The sequence below is a fragment of the Micromonospora sp. NPDC018662 genome, assembly GCF_044391475.1.
Lineage (GTDB): Bacteria > Actinomycetota > Actinomycetes > Mycobacteriales > Micromonosporaceae > Micromonospora.
Window position 1 is genome coordinate 137,188 of record NZ_JBISAC010000010.1, and the last position, 12,734, is coordinate 149,921.

Sequence of the window (12,734 nt, forward strand, 5' to 3'; positions counted from 1 at the left end):
GCTCACGAGGTGACCGTGTCCCGATACACCAGCACGTTGTCGCGGAAGCAGAGCCGGTAGGCGTCCCCGGAGCGATCGTCGAAGCGATCGGCCGTCATCGCGTAGTACTCGCACGTCACCCCGTCCTCGGTCGGCTCGGCTGTCAGCGGCCGGTAGCGCATTTGCCGGCGCGGGAGGACCTGCTCCACCTCGGAACGATCCTGCCCGATGCGCAGGCGGGCGTAGTCGCCCGGGTCCAGGACCGCCTGTGCCGCGGACAGCGTCTCCCAGCCCGCCAGCGCCCCGCTCAGCAGCCCACCGGTGACCAGCGGAACCATCACCGCTATGACCAGGGACCGGCCTACCCGCCGTCGGGCGCGGTGGTGCTCCCGAAGCAGCGTCCAGTCGGTCGGAGAGGCCACCGGTAGGGACACGGAGATGTGCGGGATCCGTGCGGTGACGACGAAGCCTCCGTGGTGCGGGCCGTACTCGAATGTGCCGCCGACCAACCGCACCCGTTCGGCGAGACCGACCAGACCACGCCCGCCGCCGCAGGGGCGGACCTGCACGCCGGCCGGTGGCGGGCCGTTCTCCACCACGATCGTCGTCTCGGCCGCGGAATGCGTCACGGAAATGGTCGCCATCGCTCCGGGCGCGTGTTTGGCCACGTTGGTCAGTCCTTCCTGCGCGACCCGCTGCATGGCCCGCTCGGCCATCGGTGGCAGATCGCCCGCCTCCCCATCGATGTGCAGCTTCACCACCAACCCCGATGCGGAAGCCGCGGCCGCCAGCGCCGCGAGATCGGGCCCGTGGACGTCCAGTGGAGCGCTATCGGTCTGCTCGCGCAGGACGCCGATCACCTCGTCGAGTCGATCCACCGCAGCTCCGGCCCGGGCCCTGAGGTCTGCGGCGGCCTTGCGGTGGTGATCTTCGAGGCCCGGCGCCAGTTTCAACGCGCCCGCGGACAACGCGATCAGGCTGAGGTCGTGACCGAGTAGGTCATGCATGTCCTGGGCGATCCGCGCACGCTCGCGCAGCCGAGCTTGCTCGGCAACCAGATGCTGTTCACGCTGCGCGTGCGCGGCCCGTTCCCAGCCAGCCCGGACCAGATCCTGCCACTGACGCCAGAATCGTCCCGCGAACCATGGCGACATCGTGGCGGCGACGAACACGATGAGGAACCGGCTCGCCAGCGGCAGCCAGCCGGGCACGACCGAAAACACCACCACACCGGCCGAGAGCACCGCCACCAGCGCAAGCACCGTCGGACCCGGCCGCCCCGGGCGCAGTCCGGCCAGGAACGCGGTAACCACGGTCGGCAACAACCACCACCCGCTCACCACGCTCAGACCGGCAAACACGACCGCAGCCCCGGTCAGAAGAAATCCCGGGTCAACAGCCCGCGCGGTGGCAGCCGGAACGGCTGCCACCGCGGCCTTGATCGTCGCGCGCCTCACCAGGCGACGGTACGGGCCACGGTTGCCGCGCGACACTGCCGAAAGACAAATACAGCGGACGCGCACGTTCTCGTGGTGGGCCGGCCAGATGTGCGCCAGGACCTCGTCGTCGACCTGGCGGCCGTCACGGCGTGGCACGCCGACGGCGAGGCCGTGGTACTCGGTCGACCAGCAGACGATCGCGTTGGTGGCCAGGGCGAGGCACCACATCTGCTCGGTCTGCTGCTCGTGGCGCCGGTGCCGCAGCGCCCCCTCGCCGGCGTACGCGAGGGAGCGGCGCAGGGCGTGCGCCAGCCGGCGTAGCCGGCCACCTCGCGCAGATGATCCGTACGGGTCTGCTCCCGCTCGCCGTACCCGCGCAGCTCACCCATCGCGATCCCGCGCCGCTGCGACAACCGGCCCACCGCGGCGGCCGGAGCGACGGCCACCTCATCGGGCACGAACCCGAGCCACGGCAGCGTGCACACCTGGACTGCCACGCCCAGCACGTTGCGGCCCTGTGCCGAACTGGCGCACGAACGCCTCGTCCGCACCCGTCAACGTGAAGTACCGAATCAGCTCAGCCCGGTTGATCTCCGGAAAGCCCCGAAGCCGCGCCAGTTCCTTTGCCGAGAACACGTCCTGAGTCGCCACGAACCACCACCCGAGCATCGACCGTCACCGAACGGGACGGCACGCTAGGGCCGGATCAGAGTCGGAACACGATTCCCGCTCGTGGTGGTCCTCCAGGCCGCGAGGCCGTCAGGACCACTACCGGACGGGCCGGGGCTCTCGGCGGCCCAACGCACCGCCGCCGACCCCGACACCGACGCTAGAGGATCAACCCCGACAACGCCCGGTTCGTGCGGTTCGCCGCCACCGCCGCCCGCTGCTGACCCGCCGTCACCTCGATGTACGTCTGCGACGACGCCAACGACGCGTGCCCCAGCAACCGCATGATCTCCGCCGCGCTCGCCCCGTCCTCGGCCAACCGCGTCGCGAACGTGTGCCGCAACGCGTGCAACCGCGCCCCCCGCGGCACCCGGTCACCGATGCCCGCCCGCCGATAACACGACTCCACCAGATACTGCAGGCCACCCCGGCGCAACGGCTCGCCCTGCCGGTCCACCAGCAACGGCCCGTCCGGCCGCACACTGCGCGCCCCGAACCGGCGCCGCCGGCTGTCCAGGAAACCGCCCACCACCCGATCCACCCCGACCTCGATCGGCACCGTACGCGGCCGGCCGCCCTTACCGACCACGTCGACCCGCCGCTCACCGTCCCGACCGGCCAGCGACGACACCCGCAACGCCAGCAGCTCCGACAGGCGCAACCCGGCGCACAGCGCGAGCGCCAGCACCGCCACGTCCCGCTCCGGCCACGGGTCGTGCTGCCGGCCCTCCGACCGGGCCACCGCCGCCAGCAACTCCTCCGGCGTGTCCTCGCCGCGCAGCGGCTTGGGCCGGGGGAGCGGCGTGCGGGGCCGCCCCACCGCCGGCATCGGATTCCCGGCCACCACCCCGTCGGCGACCAGGAACGTGAAGAAACTGTTCCAGGTGGACCAGGCGCGGTGGACCGACGCCGCGGCGCGGGGAGCGGCGAAGCGGGCGAACGCCGCGCGCATCACCCGGGGGGAGAGGGCGGCGACCGGGAGCTGGTCCAGGGGGAGGGGAGTGGCCTCGTCGTCCGTCGTGACCAGCGCCGCCACCGTACGAAGGTCCCGCCGGTAGGCCGCCAGGGTGTGGGGGGAGGGCTTGCGGGTGGCCCGCGCGGTCAGGAACTCCTCGATCAGTGATCCTACCGATTCGTCCCGTTTGTCATGCATAAGCCATATTATGCATGACTTTCGTGTTCCTGCCAGCCGCCGCTCCCGGGGGAGAGGACCCACGTGTGGCCGCCCGCACGCCGCGCGCCGCGGTCGGCCATCGGAGCCAGGAGCCCCACCCGCATCGTTGGCACCCGCCCGCCCGCCATGACGATCAAGGAGTTGGCGTCTCCGCTGAGCTCCTGCGAGACCCGAACTCTTGATCACGGCCCCCGGGGGTGCTGACGCAGGATCGACGTCGGCGCGTGTGGCATCGGGGATCGGGAGCCGACGCGCGCGCGTCGGCTCGTGTGCGGGCCGGGGGCGGGTCGGTGGGAGTGGTTCCGGGGCGCGGACGACGGTGCTCGAGGAGGGTCTGCAACCGTCTACTTGACATAATGTAGATTATCGAACCGCACGCCGAAGTGGACCGGGCGGCGGTGTCGGTGCCGGACACCGCCGCCCGGTCCGCCGAGGTCAGGCTCCGACGTAGTCGGCGAGGTGCTCGCCGGTGAGCGTGGACCGCTTGGCCACCAGCTCGGCCGGGGTGCCCTCGAAGACGATCCGGCCCCCGTCGTGTCCCGCGCCCGGACCGAGGTCGATGATCCAGTCCGCGTGTGCCATGACCGCCTGGTGGTGCTCGATCACGATGACCGACTTTCCGGCGTCGACGAGCCGGTCGAGCAGGCCGAGCAGTTGGGCGACGTCGGCCAGGTGCAGGCCGGTGGTCGGCTCGTCGAGGACGTAGACGCCGCCCCTGTCCCCCATCCGGGTGGCCAGCTTGAGCCGCTGCCGCTCCCCTCCGGACAGCGTGGTCAGCGGCTGACCGAGCGTGAGATAGCCGAGCCCGACGTCGGCGAGCCGGTCGAGAATGCTGTGGGCGGCTGGGAGGCGCGCGTCGCCGGCGCCGAAGAACTTCTCGGCCTCGTTGACCGGCATGGCGAGGACCTCGCTGATGTCGCGGCCGCCGAGGTGGTAGTCGAGCACGGCGGCCTGGAACCGCTTGCCCTCGCAGTCTTCGCAGGTGCTGGCGACGCCGGCCATCATGCCGAGGTCGGTGTAGATGACGCCGGCGCCGTTGCAGGTGGGGCAGGCACCCTCGGAGTTGGCGCTGAACAGGGCCGGTTTGACGCCGTTGGCCTTGGCGAAGGCCTTGCGGATGGGGTCGAGCAGGCCGGTGTAGGTGGCCGGGTTGCTGCGGCGGGAGCCGCGGATGGGGCTCTGGTCGATGCCGACGACGTCGGTGCGCCGGGCCAGGGAGCCGTGGATGAGGGAGCTCTTGCCGGAGCCGGCGACGCCGGTGACGACGACCAGGACGCCGAGGGGGATGTCGACGTCGACGTCGCGCAGGTTGTGGGTGCGGGCGCCGCGGATGGGCAGGGTCCCGGTGGGTGCGCGGAGGGTGTTCTTGAGCGTGGCGCGGTCGTCGAGGTGCCGGCCGGTGACGGTGGTGCTGGCGCGTAGTCCGGCGACGGTGCCCTCGTAGCAGATGGTGCCGCCGTCGGTGCCGGCGCCGGGGCCGAGGTCGACGACGTGGTCGGCGATGGCGATGGCTTCCGGTTTGTGTTCGACGACCAGGACGGTGTTGCCCTTGTCGCGCAGGCGTAGCAGGAGGTTGTTCATCCGGGCGATGTCGTGCGGGTGCAGCCCGATGGTGGGTTCGTCGAAGACGTAGGTGACGTCGGTGAGGGACGAGCCGAGGTGGCGGATCATCTTGGTGCGTTGGGCCTCGCCGCCGGAGAGGGTGCCGGAGGGGCGGTCGAGGCTGAGGTAGCCGAGGCCGATCTCGACGAAGGAGTCGAGGGTGTCCCCCAGCGCGGTGAGCAGCGGGCCGACGGAGGGTTCGGTCAGGTCGCGTACCCAGGTGGCGAGGTCGCTGATCTGCATGGCGCAGGCGTCGGCGATGTTGATGCCGTTGATCTTCGAGGAGCGGGCTTCGGGGCTCAGTCGGGTGCCGTCGCACTCGGGGCAGGTGGTGAATGTGACGGCGCGTTCGACGAAGGCGCGGATGTGCGGCTGCATGGCGTCGATGTCTTTGGCGAGCATCGATTTCTGGATCGCGGGGATGAGGCCGGTGTAGGTGACGTTGATGCCTTCGACCTTGACCTTGGTGGGCTCCTTGTGGAGGAGGTCGTGCAGTTCGCGGTCGGTGTAGTCGCGGATGGGCTTGTCGGGGTCGAACATGCCGCTGGCGCGGAAGATGCGGCCGTACCAGCCGTCCATGCTGTAGCCGGGGATGGTGATGGCGCCCTCGTTGAGGGTGCGGTCGGCGTCGTAGAGGACGGTGAGGTCGAAGTCGGTGACGTTGCCGCGGCCCTCGCAGCGGGGGCACATGCCGCCGAGGCGGTTGAAGGTGCCTTTCTTGGTCTGGGTCTTGCCGGGGCCGCGGTCGACGGTGATGGCGCCGGTGGCGCGTACGGAGGGGACGTTGAAGGAGTAGGCGTTGGGTGGGCCGATGTGGGGTTGGCCGAGGCGGCTGAAGAGGATGCGGAGCATGGCGTTGGCGTCGGTGGCGGTGCCGACGGTGGAGCGGGGGTCGGTGCCGATGCGTTCCTGGTCGACGATGATCGCGGTGGTGAGTCCTTCGAGGACGTCGACCTCGGGGCGGGACAGGGTGGGCATGAAGCCTTGGAGGAAGGCGCTGTAGGTCTCGTTGATGAGGCGTTGGGATTCGGCGGCGATGGTGCCGAAGACCAGGGAGCTCTTGCCGGAGCCGGAGACGCCGGTGAAGACGGTGAGGCGGCGTTTGGGTAGCTCGACGTCGACGTTGCGGAGGTTGTTCTCGCGGGCGCCGTGGACGCGGATCACGTCGTGGCTGTCGGCGTGGGCCTGGGTCATGGGTCTCCGTCCGGTTGGTGCGGGTGTCGGGCGGGCCGGTGGTCGAGGTGCGGCGCGCCGGCCGGCGTACAGAGTACGGTACGGGCTGCGGGATCGGGTGCCGACGTGCGGAGTGGTCGTTCAGCGCCGTTCGTTGATGCGGATGAGGTTGCCGGTGGGGTCGCGGAAGGCGCAGTCGCGGACGCCGTAGGGCTGTTCGGTGGGTTCCTGGACGACGTCGGCGCCGCTGGCCTGGAGGCGGTCGAAGAGGGCGTCGAGGTCGTCGGTGGCGAGGGTGAGGGCGCCGTAGGTGCCCTTGGCGATGAGTTCGAGGATGGTGCGGCGTTCGTCGTCGGTGATGCCGGGGTCGGCGGCCGGGGGGTGCAGGACGATGCCGGTCTCGGGTTGTTCGGGTGGGCCGACGGTGAGCCAGCGCATGGTGTTTCCGTTGCCGACGTCGTTGCGCAGGTCGAAGCCGAGGGTGTCGCGGTAGAAGGCGAGGGCGGCGTCGGCGTCGGTGTGGGGCAGGAAGGTGTAGTGGATCGTGATGGTCATGGTGGTCACGCTAGTTCGGTGGGGCGGCGTGGGGCTTCTCGATTCCTGATCGGTCGGGTGACCTGTTTGGTGAGGCACGGGGGTGGTTCGGGGGCGCCGGGGGTGTGGCGGGCGCGGTAGGCGCTGGGGGTTTCGCCGACGAGTTCGGTGAAGCGGGTGCTGAAGGTGCCGAGGGACTGGCAACCGACGGTGAAGCAGACGTCGGTGACGCTGAGGTCGCCGCGGCGCAGCAGGGCCATGGCGCGTTCGATGCGGCGGGTCATGAGGTAGGCGTACGGGGTTTCGCCGTAGGTCTGGCGGAACTGGCGGCTGAGATGGCCGGCGGACATGTGTTCGCCGCGGGCGAGGGCTTCGACGTCGAGGGGTTGGGCGTGTTCGCGGTCGATGCGGTCGCGGATGCGGCGCAGGCGGGTGAGGTCGCGCAGGCGTTGGGCGAAGGCGGGGTCGTCGGTGGCCGGGTGGGCTGGCACGGGTGCATTTTCTCCGGCTGGTTGCTGATTTGTCCATCTTCCGGGGGTGGCGTTTCGGCGCGCGCAACTGCCGCTGGTCCGCGCCGGCGTACGGCGGGCCGCGGTGCTCAGCGCAGGCGGCGGGCGGTGAACCGGGTGGGTGGGTCGGCGATGGCGTCCTGGGCGGCGACGAGTTGGAGTTCGCGGGTGCCGGCGGCGAGGGTGGCCTCGAGGACCGCGTAGATGGAGTTGGTGGTGTGTTCCAGCGCGGTGGCGGGTGATCCGGTGGTGGCGAGGTGGGCCAGGTAGAGGGCGGCGGTGACGTCGCCGCCGCCGTTGGGGCTGATCGGTAGCAGCGGGGTGGTGACGGCCCAGGCGCCCTCGCCGGAGACGGCGACGACGTCGAGGTGGTCGGCGGGCAGGTCGCCGTGCAGGACGCTGGTGACCAGGACGTGCTCGGGGCCGGTGGCGCGGACGGCGTCGACGGCGGTGAGCAGGTCGTCGACGGTGTCGGTGCGGCGGCCGGCGAGGAATTCCAGCTCGAACTGGTTGGGGGTGACGATGTCGGCGCGGGGGACGACGGTGTCGCGCAGGTACTCGGGGATGCCGGGGCGGACGAACATGCCGCGGCCGACGTCGCCCATGACCGGGTCGCAGCAGTAGAGGGCGGCCGGGTTGGCGGCCTTGACCTGGGCGACGGCGTCGAGGATGACGGCGCCGACGGCGGGGTCGCCCTGGTAGCCGGAGAGGACGGCGTCGGCGGTGCCGAGCACGCCGCGGTCGGCGATGCCGGCGATGACGTCGGCGACGTCGGTGGGGGCGAGCAGGGGGCCGCGCCAGGCGCCGTAGCCGGTGTGGTTGGAGAAGTGCACGGTCAGCACCGGCCAGACCTCGTGGCGGAGGCGTTGCAGGGGGAACACGGCGGCGGAGTTGCCGACGTGGCCGTAGGCGACCGAGGACTGGATGGACAGGATCTTCACCGGCCCATCGTCGCACCTCGGCCGGTGGTCACGCTCGGTGGTCGTGGTGCGACGGCCGCGGGCAGGGTCGACCGTTCGGCTCAGGGTTTCGACCGTCGAGCGCGTGGCGGGTTTGGGCGCAGCGTGTGCCGGGGGCATGAAGCGAGGGGTTCTCGCCATCTGGACGGAGGAAGCACTGATGCTTTCCGCACTCGATCGTCGGCACACCATCGCGCCGCCGGGGTACAGCCGTTGGCTGATCCCGCCGGCGGCGCTGGCGATCCATCTCTGCATCGGGCAGGTCTACGCGACCAGCGTGTACAAGAACTCCCTGATCGCGCACTTCGACACCGGGCAGACGGCGATCGGCGTGATCTTCAGCATCGCGATCGTGATGCTGGGGTTGTCGGCCGCGGTGGCCGGCACCTGGGTGGAGGCGAACGGGCCGCGTAAGGCGATGTTCGTCTCGGCGTGTTTCTGGGCGGCCGGTTTCCTGGTGGGCGCGCTGGGCATCGCGACGTCGCAGCTGTGGCTGCTCTATCTGGGGTACGGGGTGCTGGGCGGGATCGGGCTGGGGATCGGGTACATCTCCCCCGTCTCCACGTTGATCAAGTGGTTCCCGGACCGGCCGGGCCTGGCCACCGGTCTGGCGATCATGGGCTTCGGTGGTGGGGCGATGGTGGCCTCTCCCCTGTCCCGGCAGTTGCTGTCGTTCTTCGACTCCGGGTACGACCCGTCGAACAGCGGGTCGACGGCGTCGGGTTCGGCGCTGGTGTGGTTGTTCGTCACGCTCGGTGTCGGCTACTTCGTGATCATGATGTTCGGGGTGTTCAACGTGCGGGTGCCGGCGTCGGACTGGCGCCCGGCCGGGTTCGACCCGGCGCGGGTGGCGGCGAAGCCGTTGGTGACCACCGCGAACGTGTCGGCGGCGAATGCGGTGCGGACGCGGTCGTTCTGGCTGCTGTGGGTGGTGCTGTTCTGCAACGTGACCGCGGGCATCGGCATCCTGGAGCAGGCCAGCCCGATGATCCAGGACTTCTTCCGCGACAGCGGCACGTCGGCGGTGTCGGTGGCGGCGGCCGGTGGTTTCGTCGGGTTGCTGTCGCTGTTCAACATGGCGGGCCGGTTCGTCTGGTCGTCGGCGTCGGACGTGATCGGCCGTAAGCCGATCTACGTGGTGTACCTGGGTGTCGGGTTGGTGCTGTACCTGCTGCTGGCGTTGGTGGGGCAGAGCGCGACGGCGTTGTTCGTGCTGCTGGCCTGCGTGATCCTGTCGTTCTACGGCGGCGGGTTCGCGACCGCGCCGGCGTATCTGCGGGACCTGTTCGGCACGTTCGAGGTGGGCGCGATCCACGGTCGGCTGCTGACCGCCTGGTCGGCGGCCGGGGTGGCCGGTCCGCTGATCGTCAACGCGTTCCTGGACGCGCAGGGCGAGCCGGGCTCGTTGACCGCGTCGGCGTACCGGCCGGCGCTGTTCACGATGGTCGGGGTGTTGGCGGTCGGTCTGGTGGCGAACCTGCTGATCCGGCCGGCGCCGCGGCGGTTCCACGAGCCGGCGTCGGGCCGGGACGAGATGACGGACGGGCAGCCGGTGACGGCGGAGCGGAGCGGATCGTGAACGAGCGCAGCGGCGGCGGGCAGCAGGTCCGCCTGGTGGTGTCGTGGCTGGTGGTGGCCGTGCTGCTGGGTTACGGCGTGGTGCAGACGTTGATCACGGCGGCGAAGTTGTTCACGCAGTGACGGGTGGCGGCGGCCCGGGGTCTCCCCCGGGCCGTCGCGCCGGTCAGAGGCCGCCGGCCACCCGCAGGACCGCGCCGGTGGTGTACGAGGCGTCGGGGCCGAGCAGGTGCGCGATGGCGCCGGCCACCTCGTCGGGTTCGCCGGCGCGGCCCAGCGGGATGCGGCCGGCGGCGCTGTCGGCGCGGTCCGGTACGCCGGAGCGGGCGTGGATGTCGGTGCGGATGATGCCGGGGGCGACCGCGTTGACCCGGATGCCGCGCGGCGCGAGTTCCTTGGCCAGGCCGACGGTGAGGGTGTCGGTGGCGGCCTTGACGGCGGCGTAGTGGATGTATTCGCCGGGGCTGCCGAGGGTGGCGGCGGCGGAGGAGACGTTGACGATGGCGCCGCCGGTGGTCATCCGCCGGGCGGCCTGTTGGGCGCAGAGGACGTAGCCGATCAGGTTGACGTCGACGACGTCGCGCAGGTCCTCGGCGCGCAGGTCGGTGAAGGGGCCGATGGGGCTGGTGACGCCGGCGTTGTTGACCAGGCCGGTGAGCGGGCCGAGCTGGTCGGCGGCGGCGAAGAGCCCGCGTACCGCGTCGGGGTCGGTGGTGTCGGCGGCGACGGTGACGGCACGGCGGCCGGCGGCGCGCACGTCGGCGGCGACGGCCGCGGCGGCGGCGTGATCGGCGCGGTAGCCGAGGACGAGGTCGTGGCCGGCGGCGGCGAGCCGACGGGCGGTGGCCGCGCCGATGCCGCGCCCACCGCCGGTGACGATCGTGACGGAGGTCAATGTGTTCTCCCCTGCCCTGCTGGTGGGGGCGACGTTACCGTGGGCGGGTCCGGTGGGGACGGAGAGGACTGTCACATGGCGCGGGCTTTGGTGCTGGGCGGCGGCGGGGTGACCGGGGTGGCCTGGGAGTTGGGGCTGCTGGCCGGGCTGGCCGGGCGGGGCGTGTCGCTGGACGACGCGGACCTGGTGGTGGGCACGTCGGCGGGTTCGGTGGTCGGGGCGCAGGTGTGCGCCGGGGTGTCGCCGGAGCAGCGGTACGCGGCGCAGTTGCGGCCGCCGCGCGACGAGGTGCCGGCCCGGCTGGGGCTGGGGGTGCTGGCCCGTTGGGCGTGGGCCGGTGGGCGGGGGCGGGACGCGGCGCGGGCCCGCGCCCGGGTGGGGGCGGTGGCGTTGGCGGCGCGTACCCCGTCGGAGGAGTCGCGGCGGGCGGTGATCGCGGCGCGGCTGCCGGTGCGCCGGTGGCCGGCGCGGCGGCTGCTGGTGACCGCGGTCGACGCGGTCTCGGGTGAGTTCGTGGTGTTCGACGCCGGCAGCGGGGTGTCGCTGGTCGATGCGGTCGGGGCCAGTTGCGCGGTGCCGGGGGTGTGGCCGCCGGTGACGGTCGGTGGCCGGCGTTTCGTCGACGGCGGGGTGCGGTCGCCGGTGAACGCGGACCTGGCCGCGGGCGCGGAGCGGGTGGTGGTGCTGGCGCCGACGAGCGCCGCGGTGGGGCCGATGCCGAGGCTGTCGGCGCAGGTGGCGGCGTTGCGGTCGGCGGGGGCGCGGGTGGCGGTGGTGGTGCCGGACCGGGCGGCGCGGGCGGCGATCGGGCGTAACGTGCTGGATCCGACGCGGCGGGCGGCGTCGGCGCGGGCCGGGTTCGCGCAGGCCGAGGCGGTGGCCGACGAGGTGACGCGGGTCTGGCGCGCCTAGGCTCACCGGATCGACGGCGAGGCACGGGAGGTACGTGGTGGGTGTGGGTGTCGGTGACCTGGTCGAGGATTTCACGCTGCCGGACCAGACGGGTACGCCGCGGCGGCTGTCGGAGTTCCTGGCCGCCGGGCCGGTGGTGCTGTTCTTCTACCCGGCGGCGATGACGCGGGGCTGCACGGCGGAGAGCTGCCATTTCCGGGACCTGGCGGCGGAGTTCGCGGCGGTGGGCGCGTCCCGGGTGGGGATCAGCCGGGATCCGGTGGACCGGCAGGCGGAGTTCGCCCGCCGGCACGGCTTCGACTATCCGCTGCTGTCGGACGTCGACGGCGCGGTGGCGGCGGCGTTCGGGGTGCGGCGGCGGGTGCCGCTGGGCGCGTTGAGCACGCGGCGGATGACGTTCGTGATCGGGGCGGACCGGCGGGTGCTGGCGGTGGTGCACAGCGAGCTGAGCATGAACGAGCACGCCGACGCGGCGTTGCGGGCGCTCGGGGGCTGACCGCCGCGCTGTCGCAGCGAACTGATATCAAGAGCGCCAGTCAAACAGGTGTACGGAAGAGGGCGTGATGGCGGTTCAGGGTTTGTCCACTGACGAGGTCCAGCAGATCCGTGAGTCGTTGGCGGCGGGCCGTAAGCCGCGGGTGGTGTTCACCGAGGCGGCCGGGCAGATGGCCGGGCAGCTCGGGCAGGTGGTGGAGCTGACCGACCCGGCGGCGTCGGAGGAGTTCGTGGTGGTGCGGTTCGGCCGCGACGAGTTGCCCTTCTCCCCCACGGACGTGGCGATCGCGCCCAAGGGCGCCGGGCGTCGGCCGGCCGCGGAGGCGAAGCCGGAGCCGGAGGTGGCCGCGCCGGCGGGGCCGGAGTTCGTGCTGGACACGCCGCGGGTGCCGGCGCCGCGCCGGGAGGAACCGAAGGTGGAGCAGCAGCAGGTGGAGCCGAAGCCGGCGAAGCGGGCGGTGAAGGCCGCCAAGCCGAAGACCCCGGCCGGGTTGACGGTGACGTTGGCCTACGCCGACGGTGAGTGGACGGTCGCGGCGCAGCAGGGCGCGAAGGCCCTCGCGCGGCCGTACGTGGTGAAGCCGGCCGAGGCCCTGCGGATGGTGGCGCTGGTGGACGTGCCCGGGGTGCAGGAGGCGGTGGAGCAGATCCTGGGCGCGGAGCGGGCCGAGGCGGAGCAGCAGGCGGAGAAGCTGCGCGCCGAGCTGGCCGAGATCGAGGCGCGGCTGGCGGAGCTGCGCGAGGCGCGCTGACGCGGGTCCGGACGCCCCGCGGGGCCGGTGCGACCCCCTCGCACCGGCCCCGCGTACCCCTGCG

12 protein-coding genes and 1 pseudogene are annotated in these 12,734 nt (G+C 72.1%); 5 read left to right on the forward strand and 8 right to left on the reverse strand.

The genetic code is table 11. From position 1 onward, the window contains the following. Positions 1-2: 2 nt before the first annotated feature. The 7 genes and pseudogenes from ACH495_RS25370 to pdxY all read right to left on the reverse strand — a co-directional run bounded on the left by ACH495_RS25370 (position 3) and on the right by pdxY (position 8,020). The gene (locus ACH495_RS25370; protein ID WP_396860285.1) at positions 3-1,730 is read right to left on the reverse strand and encodes a Tn3 family transposase; all 1,728 of its coding nucleotides are present in this window, start codon (positions 1,728-1,730) and stop codon (positions 3-5) included. Next, a pseudogene (locus ACH495_RS25375) lies at positions 1,721-2,069 on the reverse strand (DUF4158 domain-containing protein); the annotation flags it as partial. The pseudogene ACH495_RS25375 and the gene ACH495_RS25370, both read right to left, overlap by 10 nt. A gap of 178 nt (positions 2,070-2,247) precedes the next feature. Then, complete coding sequence (locus ACH495_RS25380; protein ID WP_396860199.1) at positions 2,248-3,240, reverse strand: tyrosine-type recombinase/integrase; 993 nt, start codon at positions 3,238-3,240, stop codon at positions 2,248-2,250. 456 nt (positions 3,241-3,696) lie between these two features. Next, a complete protein-coding gene (locus tag ACH495_RS25385) occupies positions 3,697-6,057 on the reverse strand; it encodes an excinuclease ABC subunit UvrA (protein WP_396860200.1) in 2,361 nt (786 codons plus the stop codon). A gap of 120 nt (positions 6,058-6,177) precedes the next feature. Further along, the gene (locus tag ACH495_RS25390) at positions 6,178-6,591 is read right to left on the reverse strand and encodes a VOC family protein (protein WP_396860201.1); all 414 of its coding nucleotides are present in this window, start codon (positions 6,589-6,591) and stop codon (positions 6,178-6,180) included. Between the two features lie 5 nt (positions 6,592-6,596). Further along, the gene (locus ACH495_RS25395; RefSeq protein WP_396860202.1) at positions 6,597-7,061 is read right to left on the reverse strand and encodes a helix-turn-helix transcriptional regulator; all 465 of its coding nucleotides are present in this window, start codon (positions 7,059-7,061) and stop codon (positions 6,597-6,599) included. A gap of 107 nt (positions 7,062-7,168) precedes the next feature. Beyond that, positions 7,169-8,020 carry a pyridoxal kinase PdxY gene (pdxY, locus tag ACH495_RS25400; RefSeq protein WP_396860203.1) on the reverse strand — a complete coding sequence of 284 codons (852 nt, stop codon included), beginning with the start codon at positions 8,018-8,020 and terminating at the stop codon, positions 7,169-7,171. Between the two features lie 178 nt (positions 8,021-8,198). On the opposite strand from pdxY, the gene ACH495_RS25405 reads away from it, so the two are divergent. Both ACH495_RS25405 and ACH495_RS25410 read left to right on the forward strand, forming a co-directional pair. Further along, the gene (locus tag ACH495_RS25405) at positions 8,199-9,617 is read left to right on the forward strand and encodes an OFA family MFS transporter (protein ID WP_396860204.1); all 1,419 of its coding nucleotides are present in this window, start codon (positions 8,199-8,201) and stop codon (positions 9,615-9,617) included. Beyond that, positions 9,614-9,739 (forward strand): hypothetical protein, encoded by a 126-nt coding sequence (locus ACH495_RS25410; RefSeq protein ID WP_255563039.1) that lies wholly within the window; start codon positions 9,614-9,616, stop codon positions 9,737-9,739. The genes ACH495_RS25405 and ACH495_RS25410 overlap by 4 nt, the downstream gene beginning before the upstream one ends. A 43-nt stretch (positions 9,740-9,782) precedes the next feature. Here ACH495_RS25410 and ACH495_RS25415 read toward each other — a convergent pair whose 3' ends face one another. Next, positions 9,783-10,511, reverse strand: coding sequence for an SDR family oxidoreductase (locus ACH495_RS25415; RefSeq protein WP_396860205.1), 729 nt, complete (start codon positions 10,509-10,511; stop codon positions 9,783-9,785). 75 nt (positions 10,512-10,586) lie between these two features. On the opposite strand from ACH495_RS25415, the gene ACH495_RS25420 reads away from it, so the two are divergent. The 3 genes from ACH495_RS25420 to ACH495_RS25430 all read left to right on the forward strand — a co-directional run bounded on the left by ACH495_RS25420 (position 10,587) and on the right by ACH495_RS25430 (position 12,670). After that, a complete protein-coding gene (locus ACH495_RS25420; RefSeq protein ID WP_396860206.1) occupies positions 10,587-11,423 on the forward strand; it encodes a patatin-like phospholipase family protein in 837 nt (278 codons plus the stop codon). Positions 11,424-11,460: 37 nt separating this feature from the next. Continuing rightward, positions 11,461-11,919, forward strand: coding sequence for a peroxiredoxin (locus ACH495_RS25425; protein WP_396860207.1), 459 nt, complete (start codon positions 11,461-11,463; stop codon positions 11,917-11,919). 67 nt (positions 11,920-11,986) lie between these two features. Next, a complete protein-coding gene (locus ACH495_RS25430) occupies positions 11,987-12,670 on the forward strand; it encodes a hypothetical protein (RefSeq protein ID WP_396860208.1) in 684 nt (227 codons plus the stop codon). Positions 12,671-12,734 lie beyond the last annotated feature (64 nt).